We start from the raw sequence: 11,307 nt of genomic DNA, 5'->3' as shown, positions 1-11,307 counted from the left end.
CGCCGTGGCAGCACCGTGACCTGCATGTTTCCAATAGCAGTATTACTGTCATTACGGCAGGCGGGGTTCGCGGAGAATCGAAACAAGCCGAGACTGCCACACCAACATTGACGGCATTACTGGTATTGCTGGTGTTACTGGGATTACAGGTTCCCGGATCTCGCCCTCAACTCTCTACTGCTATTGACAGTAATGCTGGCATTTCTTCAGTTCGACGCAATGGCGCAAAATGCCTGGACGTGAGGCGGAGAACGCCACGGCTCGACGACTACGTCACCCGTTCGACCGCACCTGGCGGCCCGCACGTAGGTCGCACGTAGGTCGCACCTCTCACTCGACATTTCAATCGAGCAACGTCAGCATGAGTCAATTTTGCGCACCCACCCAACTAAGCCCGTTCCGCGAAACCGCCGTTCTCGCATAATGCCAGTATTGCTGCTATCGGCCATCGGTCAGGTCGTAGCAACACATCTGGCCTCAAAACCAGTAATGGCAGCAATGCTGGCATTACGCACAGTTCGCCGTGGCAGCACCGTGACCTGCATGTTTCCAATAGCAGTATTACTGTCATTACGGCAGGCGGGGTTCGCGGAGAATCGAAACAAGCCGAGACTGCCACACCAACATTGACGGCATTACTGGTATTGCTGGTGTTACTGGGATTACAGGTTCCCGGATCTCGCCCTCAACTCTCTACTGCTATTGACAGTAATGCTGGCATTTCTTCAGTTCGACGCAATGGCGCAAAATGCCTGGACGTGAGGCGGAGAACGCCACGGCTCGACGACTACGTCACCCGTTCGACCGCACCTGGCGGCCCGCACGTAGGTCGCACGTAGGTCGCACCTCTCACTCGACATTTCAATCGAGCAACGTCAGCATGAGTCAATTTTGCGCACCCACCCAACTAAGCCCGTTCCGCGAAACCGCCGTTCTCACGAGGAATACTTACGGCATGGGGTATTTCATAGGACGCGTTGTAGTCGTTACCGGCGCCGGAGCGGGAATCGGGCGGCAACTAAGCATCCAACTGGCCGCCCAAGGCGCAAAGCTCGCACTAATCGACGTCGACCAAGGTGGCCTAGAGGAAACGGTCGAGCTGACTGGAATCAGCGCCGACTCGGTGATGATCTCGGCGACGGATGTCACGGACCGAGAAGCGATGGGGGAGTGTGCCGCGGCAACGCTCGCCCAGTTCGGGCATGTTGATGCGATCTTCAATAACGCTGGCGTTCTGTATTCCGGAACCGTGGAGGATTCCGACTACGCAGACATCGAGCACGTGATGAATGTCGACTTCTGGGGCGTAGTTAATGGGTCGAAAGCCTTCTTGCCGTACATTATTGCGTCGGATCGTGGGTCCATCGTCAACATCTCATCGGCCTTCGGTCTCATGGCCGCGCCTGGTTACTCGGCCTACAACTCCGCGAAGTTCGCGGTCCGCGGCTTCACCGAGTCGCTCCGCCAGGAGATGCTTCTTCATCACCGGCAAATAGCTGTGATTTGTGTGTTTCCCGGAGGAATCAAGACTTCAATTGCACGTACAGCGCGTGTGGCGACAACTCTCGACCATTCGGAAGTCGTCGAATCCTTCGAGGGTTCCATCGCGAGAACGGATCCAGCGGCCGCTGCCAAAACGATTTTGCGCGGTGTGGAACGGCGCCGACCTCGAGTGCTGATCGGTAAAGATGCCCGCATCGTCGACCTACTAACTAGGACTGCCAGTTCGGGCTACCAACGGATCATTCCAGCACTGAAGTCCGGCTAGTACTTTTGGCGGATGCCCAGGTCAGCGCCGTCCACTGAAGGACTAAATACCTGTAACGGACAGTAACATTAAGTCTGTTTTGTCGGGTAGTGTTCCTCTGTTCGCATCCGCGGGGAGAGGAACTACGCAGTGGCAACAAAGTGGTTGTTGATTGAGTCGATCGGTGGCGCTACACCGTCGATCATCGGTCTGGGGAGCACTCCTCGAAAGTTCACACCGTTGGACAAATTCTTCAAAAGCAAAGATTCCCTCGACGAGGTTTACAGCGTGATTGCCGAGGTCATGGCGTCGCCTGACCGCGTAGACAGGGTAACTGCTGATGGCCGCCGGCGTGTCGTTGTGGAGCCTTTGGTGACGTTCTCAGGACGTCTGCATGGCATGTACCTATGGACTGGCGGACCAGACGAAGTCGTTCCCGACAGGGACCCGGCCGGAGCTTGGTTGTTCAACCTGACGGCGAGCAAAGCCAGCGGAAGCAACGATCTGCTCGACTTGTACGGCGTTCCGGAGGATGAGCGACATACCGAGAAAGCAATGGCCGGCGCCTTCACCCGTCTCGTGACCAATCGCGATGAGGGCGAGGCTTTGTCGAAGATCATCCACTCGGCTCCCGGAACCATTCACCAAGCGGTGTGGACAGTGAGGCGAGATGACGACGAGCTGCGTGCCGCCCACTTTTCGTGCCGAATGCTTGAAGAAATCGATCCTGCGACCAGCAGGTCAGAGGTCATTTTGCGAGGAATAACGCAAGACATCGGCCCCGCGATCGACGTTGCGGCGGCTCCGCCCCCTGTGGTTCTTGAATACCGGGTCCTCGAGGCTGCGACGGAGGAGGGGGAGTACCGAGCGATCGTCAATCTCAAGACGCTGCAACTCATTCGATGGGTAGGCGATCCGATGCCAGACTTGGCGTGGGAATCAGTGGATGACCAGGTTAAACCTGGTATGCATCCCGAGGACTTGCCTGTGGCGCTAGAGATGTCTGCGGGTTTGGCGCGGGGCAAAACGCAAGGCACCGTCCGGTTCAGACAGCTCGACGGGAAGTGGAAAGCCTGTGATGTGCGAGCGACATTGATGATGCTCGACCAGCACACCACCGCCGGCCTGGTCATGGTCCGCGCTGCTGCGGATTCGTAGCTTTTCACCAGTTGTCGATGCCGCGCTGACGCGCGCACAGTTCTGCGCGCGCGTCAGCGGCAGTCCTCCGCTCAGCAATCTGTCTGCGGCGGCGGACTGCCGCAGCATCCGGAACAGCTGCCATCGCTGCCCGGCGGCCGGGGGAGTCCTCAGTCGCGGCCAATGCGTAACGCGCACGTTCGGCCTCGAACTGCGAGGACTGTCGTTCACGTCCAGCTTTTGCCTGCTCAGCGGCAATTTGAGCGAGAACATGCGGTGAGAAGGCCAGATCCTGCTCCTTCATGAGCCACCGGATAAACGCAATCGGATGCTTTGGGTCCGGTGTCATCTTCCGTGCCTCGGCCCACGCGTCGATGGTGGAGTTGAGATCGTCAGCGGTCCAGCCGTGCGCCGCTGATTCGGCCAGTGCAGGCGCCCAACCTCGGGGGGTATGTTGACGTGCCCACGTAGGCGTTCTCGGATTACCGAGCCACTTGGATGCGAGCAACAGGCCTTTCCGGATGCCGTCAGCCTTCTCGACCTCGGACCTGGATTCCTTGCGCCGCGAAGCGGCTCGTTTATCCACAGATCGTTTTGTATTAAGTACCTCTCTACGAGAGGTAGGGATAGAAAACTGACCCCTACGGGGGTGGGGTGCCATCTGTATAGATCCTGCGACTGACATGCGGGTTTTATCCACAGGCTTACGCGGGTGCAACGCCCACACCGATGCCCAGCCACGCGACTTGTCATCAAATCTCCACGACGCCATACGTTCGCCTTTGCGGCGTAGTCGGCCACGCAATACCTCCGTGGCTACCCGAAGTAGTTTGAGCGCTTGACGGGCTCGCTGAACGGTCCGCTCTCCGAGCCCTGTTCGCTCGACGAGTGTGGCAATGGATAGACGCGAGCTGCGGCCGGAATCGAAATCAGCAGCACCGGCCATGACTTTCGCGACCGCCAACAACGATTTAAGACTGATCCCTCCGCCGGCGACACTGCCTGTCTTCGACGTCTTGACGAGCTCGGGGCGGATGCGGTTGTACTCCGCGGTATAGGCGCAGCGGACGACGATCTCGACCCAGTGCTGGGCTCCACGCCATGACGCGATACCGCTGTATGCGCCGGGCTCCAATTCGAGCGTGACCTGGCAGTACCTTCGGCAAGCTGCCTCTGGGCCACCGAGCGCGTTGACGAACATCGGGGTCAGGGAATGGCATTGGTGCCCGTGCACATGGCCAGATACAGCGCGAGGCGTACGAGCTGTGCCGTACCGACGCCGCATGGGGCTGCTACCGCAGTACGGGCGCAGTACGGATGTAGGTGCGTGTTCGTGAACAGCGACACGCGCAGGAATCATTGAAACTTCATCAGGCCACGATGTAGCCTGAGACCTGTCCGCCAAGACAGTCCCTTCGGGGATATAGCAGTACCGCTGAGAAACGAGCGTCTAACTCGAATCTCACCAACTTCGAAAAACCCTCGACCCCGCCCGGTTCGGGGGTTTTTTGTTGCAGTCGGTGCGCTACAGCTAACGATGTGTGGTTGTCACGGCATCCCCCGCCCGGGTTTGCCGTCTACGCGACGTTCGTTACGCGGTGAGCTGCAAAACCTCCTGGTCGAGTTCGACGACAAGATTCTTATGGCCAGTGGTGGCCGCCAGCAGATCTGCGACGTACTGGCTGACGGAGCTGACTCCGGCCGCCTTCCGCCGCTTTTCCAGCTCTGCGTACACCGGATCTGGAACGCGACTCACAACCCGGGTTCGATCACCCTTGCTTGGTGTGGGCATGCTCTTCTCCCTTCGGCCCGACCTTGCTCCTAGCGATGCAGTGCCAGGTTCCCGTTCATCCTGTGCCAAGATCACACAATCGTCACGGTGACACGCCGAAGAAGAACCGAACTTCGATGTTTGGGTGGAATTATGGGGAGATTTTTTAAGAATCGCGGAAGCGTGTCGCACGCGCTTGACGGCTGTCACGATCGCGCTGCCAGACCTCAGCGACCAGCTCGGGCGTGACCTTATACAGCTCCGCAAGCTGCGCAGCCCTAGCCTCGTCGTACTCTTTGCGCCCTTTTTCGATTCGTCCGAGAAGCGTCGCCGAAATTCCGAGAGCTTCGGCAGCTCGCCCTTGAGTCATGCCAGCTTGGGCGCGCAGATCACTGAGGCCAAGCTGGTCATTCGGAATCGGCACAAGGTCTGCAACGGTAAGCCGCAATTCGGCCGCAACCTTGGCTAGCAGCTCGGGTGTTGGTGCCGCACGACCCGTTTCCCATGCAGAGACGGTCTGCTCGGAGACACCAGCGGCGTCAGCCAGGTCTGCAATATTCGCCTTGCGCGCCAGTCGATAGCGCCGCAACCTGGCAGCACTAAAGCCTCGAACAGCACTCCGCGACACGCCTACTCCAAGCTCTCGAGAACCATCCCCGTGAGTCATTGTGTCGCTCCTTTACCCCGCCAACTCGCACTAGTGTTTAGAATAATAGGGTGTTATATTGGTTTGGCATAAAAGGTTGCCAAGAAAGAGTCGAGGTCAAGGGACCTATAGGCGGAAAAGGGGGGCCGTGAGGCGATTGAATGAGTTGCCGAACACAAACCACGCGGTCTACCCTGCAACGGCGTGCCCAGCCTGGGATTCCTCGGTACTTGTCGACGTCGGTATCGCTTGTAGCGCAGAAGAATTTGCACACGTCTATCTGCGTGTGCCTTCTGAGTACGGGCAGGCGATTTGGATGAACTGGTTTCTCGCAGTGCGCGATGCAACATCCCAGGTCACTCTCAGTGACCGTTCTACTTCAAGCACGAACACAAGGACTTCGGCTTCTGCCGAGCGTCGTGCTGTCTCGAAAGCCCCAGGTGCGTTGGTGATTGGCGTCCCCTCACGCACCTGGGGTTTTTTCATGTCTGCGGTGCTGCACGCACCAAGGCGACCAGACCGCAGGCCTTCGAGCCTATGCGGTGAAGTTGAAAACGCAACTAGCCGGAGGCAGTCGTGGGGAACAACTCTGCGCAAAATACCTATTCCAGCTGGGTAGAACAGGACACTCTCAAACTCGGATTCGCTGACCACGAACTCGGGCGCACTGTGAACCCTGCATGCGGCCATGCCACCCGGATCCCGGTCCGTCGTGTCTCGCCCTTCGTGGTGCTCGGCAACACGGTCCGTGAAGCACCCACCCCGCTCCTCCCGCCCGAGGACCGGGTGGGTGCGCCTTTTCGTGCACGCTGCGTTCCTCTATTCGCCAACGTCGTCCACTGCATGGGGCGCAGTCCGGGCAGCGTTTGTGTGAGCGTTCCGATTCCCGGCTTCTTCCACCGGTGCCCACTCGGACACACCCAACTCCCGACCACAACCAGATTCTTCACACGCTTCGCGGCCGACGGCGTGATCTCTGCCGCGCATCAGCTTCCCGGTACGTCCTACCGGGATTAATGGCCCCGAGATCACAACTCTCGCGGCCGGCTCATCCACGAATCCACCTAAGTGTTTGCAAAACAACACGATTGAAGGGATGTCATGAAGCAGTTCAAGAAACCACGGTCCGGTGGGCGCCATCGGTCACCGTCGACGGGTGCGGTCGCAGCCGTGACGTTGGCGGCGATGGTCGGAGCCGCCTTCGTCAATGCCGGAGTTGCGATCGCAGCGCCGACCCAGCCGGGCATCACCGCTCCGTCGCAGCCGGGCATTACGACGCCTCCGCCTGCGTCGGAGCAGCCGGGCATTACTACTGCCCCTGAGGTTCCTGCGCCGACGTCCGATCGTTCGTACTGGACTCCGCCTCCGGCTGAGTACGACAACATTCAGTGGAAGCCTTCGCCGTCGACACAGCAGTCGTCCCCGAACAATGCAGGCGATAGCAGCGGGAACTATGTAGCGCCGACGTATTACGGCGACCCGATCGACGTGGGGACACTCCATCTCCCGACCGAAGTCGAGATCATCGCTCCGATCGAAGCACCGCCCCAGATGTTGCAGCTGGGTGATTACGTCGGGCCGAAGCCCAATTGGATGTCCGACGAGTATCTCGAACGCACCAATAACACTGCATCTGTCGGTGTTTCACAGTTCGCGACATTCTGGTCCAGCGTCGGCGTCGACGTGGATCGTTCGCAACGTGTCTCGGCTGCAACCTTCGGCGGAGCCGCAGCAGGTGCCTTGGCTGCCGGAACCGCAGGGTTCACAGTGGGCGCATTGGGCGGCGGCACAGTGGGCGGTTTGATCGGGGCCGGTATGGGCGGCCTGGTTCCGCTCCCGCCGCCACTGCCGGAAGCGACGACAGGCGTCGTCGGCACGGCTATCGGTGCCGGTGCAGGTGGCTTGATTCTCGGGATTCCCAGTGCCGTGGGCGGCGCTGTGGTGGGCGGATTGACGGCGGGAGCAATCGGGGCCGGTGACACCGATGCCGAGCCTCGCCACATCGACGTGCCGAACCTTCCTGAGCCGGACGCACCTGCGATCACCTCGCAGACCAGTGACGCGCTGGCGGCGCAGGCCCCGCCGGTCGCGCAGGTCGTCACCGACGCTGTGGCGTCCGTTCCGCAGATCACCGAGAACGTCAACGCGCAGCTCACTACTGCACGTGAAACCGTCCTCGCTCAGCCCGGTGGCGATCAGGTCATCGCCGCACTCGACAACGCGGCCGTCGAAGCGAATTACGCCTTCGGACCTACCGCCGATCTGATCGGCCAAGCCCTCGGCGCTGCTGCCGCTGGAGCGACCCCCGCGTAATCACTACCGCCGCCGGGGTCGGGGCTTCGGCCCCGGCGGTGTTAGTCGAAGTTCTTTTTCTTTGCACGAGAGGAAATATCGACATGTCAGGTCAGAACTGGTTTCCACCGTTGGACCCGACCGAGTTCGCCGACGAAGTGGACACGGGAGAGCAAACCCCAGACACCGACGTACATTCCGAGCCCGAGTCCGAAAACCCCGATGAGGAATCAGAACCCGACTCCCTACTCGACCATGCCGAAACTGTTGAGAGCGAACCGGTTTCCACCGGCAACGCTCCCTCGGCAGACGAGACCGTTGTCGCTGCGGTGAGCCGACCCGCCCAACACCTCACTCCCACATTCGAACTCGCAGATGAGGACGAGACCGGACCGGCGACCGATCCGGTCGTCTCTGAGTCCGTGGGTGTTGTCCGCACGCTCCCGGTCGTCACCCTCGCTGTCAGTGATCTGAATACACAACCGGATTGGGCATCGGAATGGGAGCTGCCGGCCACCGATCCGGAACCGACACCGCCCACCCCGGATGAGGGGGAGCGGATCGGTATCCCCGAACCTCTCCCTGGATCCGACCGGGCGCGTGGCCGGAGCCGCCGCACGAAAGCCGCTGTCGGGGGAGCCGCTGCGGCCGTGCTGGCTGTCCTCGTCGGCGGTACCGCAATCGCGCTGGCCTCCGGTTCCGACGAACCGGACGCTCCAGCCTCCCTCGAAGTACCTGGAACCACTACGGCCCCGCCAGCGGCGGGGACGTCTGTCGCCGGGGCGCAGGCCGCCTCGTCCTGGTGCCCGAGCAGCGTCAAGGGTGACGTCATCAGCGGGAATGGCCCTGGCGGTACCGGATCTGGCCCTGATGCGATCCTCGGATTTCAGTACGCCTTCTACGTCGATCGCAATGCGGACAAAGCGCGAGGCTTCGCCACTCCGGAAGCTGCGGCCACCCAACTGTCGACCTTGCAAGCCGGCATCGATGACGGCGTCCCGGTCGGCACCGAGCATTGCGTTCTGATCCGCCCGTCCGGTCAGCCGGGTGTCTTCGCCGTAGAGATGGTCCAAAAAGCCGCGGACGGTGCGATCGTGCGATACGCGCAAACCATCAGCACGACCGTGCGTGACGGAAAGACGCTGATCGCGGCCATCAACGAGAGCGTAGGCACGCCGTGACGTGGGCGGGGGACTGGCTCGAGGGCGAGCCGACAGAAGACAACGAATCCGACGAGAAGCCGTCGGCAACGGTGGACGACACCGCACCGCCGCTTGTGCCCGGGTCCGAGGCAGAAGGCCCGGTCGATGAGGTACCCGAGCCAGAAGATGCACTGATTCCGCTGGCACCGCCTTCTGCTGTGCTGATCGCCGGGGTTGCCGGTGGAGTCGGAGCCACCACGACAGCGGTCGGCCTGGCGAGTGCATTGCACACCGAACTCGTCACTGCTGCCGCCGTGGATACGACCCCCGCCGGTGGTGACCTGTCCGAGCGTGGCTGCGGGCGCGAGCTGAACCCCGGCCAATGGGTCTCCGAGCACGGGGTGCTGTGGGGTCGCCGCACGCTTGGGGAGCTGAGCGGCGACGCTGCGGCGCTCGCGTCCGTTCACTCACTCCTGACCGCGTCCGGTCATTTTCCGATCTACGACGCCGGAAACCCTTTGCGTGCACAGCATCTCGCTCCGCTGCTGGCCGATGCGTCGGTCGTGATCGTCCTGGTGGTGTCCAGCCGCGGCGACTCCGTGAACCGTCTTCCCTCCGTCCTGGAATGGATCGAGAGCACCCTCGGCGCACACACGTTGGCATCGGTCGTCGTGGCCGTCGTCGAGGTCCGTCCCGGTTCGACGCCGGTGGCCGATCACCTCAGTGCCCATATGGCGGGCCGGATCGGAGCGGTGCGCCTGATCGGTCACGACCGGTCGTTGGCCGCAGGAGGACCGATCGTGACCTCGGCGATGGGCAGCGGTGTCGAGCAGGACTTCACCGCTCTCGCCGCCGACGTACGAAACCTCGGTGCAGCCGCGCCGACGCAGTGAACAAACACATCCGAAGGGAAATCCGCATGAGATATGCGAGAGGGATCACCACAGCGGTGACGGCCACGGTCGTCCTCGCACTGGCAGGAACCAGTCTGGCGAACGCCGCACCCACCTCAGGCGACTCCGCACCGATGCCCTGCACCGCTTTGGGAGTCTTCGGTGTTCAGGGGACCAACCAGTCCGCTCCGGATGCCGACCCCACCATCGACAGCGGCTTCCTCGGCATGTCGGTGATGGTGCCCTTGCTCCAGTCCGCTGCCGGTGAGGTCTCACGGATGCTCGTCCCGTACGCCGCCGACTTCGGTTGGCGGGGAGCGACGTACGAGCAGTCGATGACCGAGGGGGTCGACAAGACCAGCCAAGCGATCTCCGATTACGCCGATAGGTGCCCCTCGTCGATGATCGCGGTGACCGGATATTCGCAAGGCGCGCAGATAGCGGACACCGTCATCCGCAATATCGGCAGCGGCAAAGGCCCGATCACAGCGGACAAGCTCGCCGCCGGTGCATTGTTCTCGTCCCCGAATCGCCCGCAAGGTGCCAGCACCTTCCCCGGCGGCTCGTCCGGGCAGAGTTCACCGACACCGCCCAAGGGCGTTGCCACCTCTGCCTTGTCGGATCTGACGGTGACCACCCCGACCCCTGCTGACGGCGGCGGCATAGCCCCGAACTACGCCGCCTCGTCCGGGTACGGCTCTGTTGCCGGCCGTGTCGCTTCGTTCTGCACCGACGGCGACCTCGCATGCGCGACACCACAAGATGCGACGCTGGCCCGCACGGTCACCAATATCGCTGGGCAGCTGCACCTCGAGCAGCAGGATCCGCAGAAAACTCTGGTCGACCTCGCGGGCGCATTGGGTGGGGCGACAATTCGTACCGCCGCCGACGTCGTCAACGACGACATCAACTTCTCCAACGGCCGGTTCACCGTGCAGTCGTCCGGAAAGACCATCCTCGGGCGCCTGTCCACGAATTCCGATCCGCGCTCCGCCACTCCGGACGCGGACGCCGATGTCATCCGGGCAGTCATCAAAACCGGTGTCATGGGATTGCAAGCGGGCATCGCGGTCGCGAAGAAAGTCCTCACACTGGACACGATCGGCACCCTCGCCACCGTCGGCATGGCCAATCCCCCTGCTGCACTGGGCATCTTGGCAGCGAAAGTCGGGGACGCGGCAATGAGTTTGTTCCCGCCGTCCACCGGCACCCAGATCCAGAAGTACATCTACAACGAAGTCCAGCGCGGCATTTCCGACAACAAGGACCTGCTGAAGATGGCAACGCAGGTCAAGTACTGGGACACGGCCCGCAACCACGGCACCTACGACTCGATTCCCGTGGGAGGACAGGGGCAGACCCCGGCGAAGTTCACCGTCGAGTGGTTCTCCACCCTCGCGAAAGAACTCTCGTCCGGATCCACGTCGGCCGGGGCGAGCACCACGAAAACAGCCTCGCCGACGACTCGTCCGAGCGGGACGCCCTCTGCGGCCCCCTCGTCGTCGACGCCGCTGACCAGCTCGGTGTTCGCCACGACCTCGGCGGTTTCTCCTGAAATCGTCGGGCCGGGCGGCGCGTTCGCGCCTGCCCAGATCCCGACTCCCACTCAGGCGCCTGCCGCCGCACCGCCCGCGCAGTGATCGGTCGGCGGCGCACGGAACTCCTCTGCTGCGCCGCCG

At 61.8% G+C, this 11,307-nt stretch carries 10 protein-coding genes; 7 read left to right on the top strand and 3 right to left on the bottom strand.

The genetic code is table 11. The features are described 5' to 3' along the window. Positions 1 to 955: 955 nt before the first annotated feature. Together BH682_RS31765 and BH682_RS31760 are read left to right on the top strand one after the other, a co-directional pair. Complete coding sequence (locus tag BH682_RS31765) at positions 956 to 1,768, top strand: SDR family NAD(P)-dependent oxidoreductase (protein ID WP_029538907.1); 813 nt, start codon at positions 956 to 958, stop codon at positions 1,766 to 1,768. Positions 1,769 to 1,897: 129 nt separating this feature from the next. Further along, positions 1,898 to 2,905, top strand: a complete 1,008-nt coding sequence (locus tag BH682_RS31760; protein ID WP_019750057.1) for a GAF domain-containing protein — start codon at positions 1,898 to 1,900, stop codon at positions 2,903 to 2,905. Between the two features lie 4 nt (positions 2,906 to 2,909). Here BH682_RS31760 and BH682_RS31755 read toward each other — a convergent pair whose 3' ends face one another. The 3 genes from BH682_RS31755 to BH682_RS31745 form a co-directional block, all read right to left on the bottom strand. Continuing rightward, positions 2,910 to 4,085: a hypothetical protein gene (locus BH682_RS31755; protein ID WP_064075280.1), complete on the bottom strand. Its 1,176-nt coding sequence runs from the start codon at positions 4,083 to 4,085 to the stop codon at positions 2,910 to 2,912. A 390-nt stretch (positions 4,086 to 4,475) separates the two neighbouring features. After that, positions 4,476 to 4,676 carry a hypothetical protein gene (locus BH682_RS31750; protein WP_020971495.1) on the bottom strand — a complete coding sequence of 67 codons (201 nt, stop codon included), beginning with the start codon at positions 4,674 to 4,676 and terminating at the stop codon, positions 4,476 to 4,478. Between the two features lie 145 nt (positions 4,677 to 4,821). Further along, complete coding sequence (locus BH682_RS31745; RefSeq protein ID WP_031332243.1) at positions 4,822 to 5,322, bottom strand: helix-turn-helix transcriptional regulator; 501 nt, start codon at positions 5,320 to 5,322, stop codon at positions 4,822 to 4,824. A gap of 555 nt (positions 5,323 to 5,877) precedes the next feature. On the opposite strand from BH682_RS31745, the gene BH682_RS31740 reads away from it, so the two are divergent. The 5 genes from BH682_RS31740 (at position 5,878) to BH682_RS31720 (ending at position 11,268) form a co-directional block, all read left to right on the top strand. Continuing rightward, positions 5,878 to 6,318 (top strand): hypothetical protein, encoded by a 441-nt coding sequence (locus BH682_RS31740; RefSeq protein ID WP_064075281.1) that lies wholly within the window; start codon positions 5,878 to 5,880, stop codon positions 6,316 to 6,318. An 84-nt stretch (positions 6,319 to 6,402) separates the two neighbouring features. Beyond that, positions 6,403 to 7,614, top strand: a complete 1,212-nt coding sequence (locus BH682_RS31735) for a hypothetical protein (protein ID WP_064075282.1) — start codon at positions 6,403 to 6,405, stop codon at positions 7,612 to 7,614. A gap of 83 nt (positions 7,615 to 7,697) precedes the next feature. Then, positions 7,698 to 8,774, top strand: coding sequence for a hypothetical protein (locus tag BH682_RS31730; protein WP_064075283.1), 1,077 nt, complete (start codon positions 7,698 to 7,700; stop codon positions 8,772 to 8,774). Next, entirely contained in the window at positions 8,771 to 9,628 is an 858-nt protein-coding gene (locus BH682_RS36525; protein WP_064075284.1) for a hypothetical protein, read from the top strand. Before BH682_RS31730 ends, BH682_RS36525 begins: the two co-directional genes overlap by 4 nt. Before the next feature lie 26 nt (positions 9,629 to 9,654). Continuing rightward, the gene (locus tag BH682_RS31720; RefSeq protein ID WP_064075285.1) at positions 9,655 to 11,268 is read left to right on the top strand and encodes a cutinase family protein; all 1,614 of its coding nucleotides are present in this window, start codon (positions 9,655 to 9,657) and stop codon (positions 11,266 to 11,268) included. The last annotated feature ends 39 nt before the right edge of the window (positions 11,269 to 11,307 follow it).

The organism is Rhodococcus sp. YL-1 (assembly GCF_001942025.1).
GTDB classification, from domain to species: Bacteria; Actinomycetota; Actinomycetes; order Mycobacteriales; family Mycobacteriaceae; genus Rhodococcus_F; species Rhodococcus_F qingshengii.
Note: the sequence above shows the minus strand (reverse complement) of the source record. Positions and strands in the feature narration are given on the sequence as shown.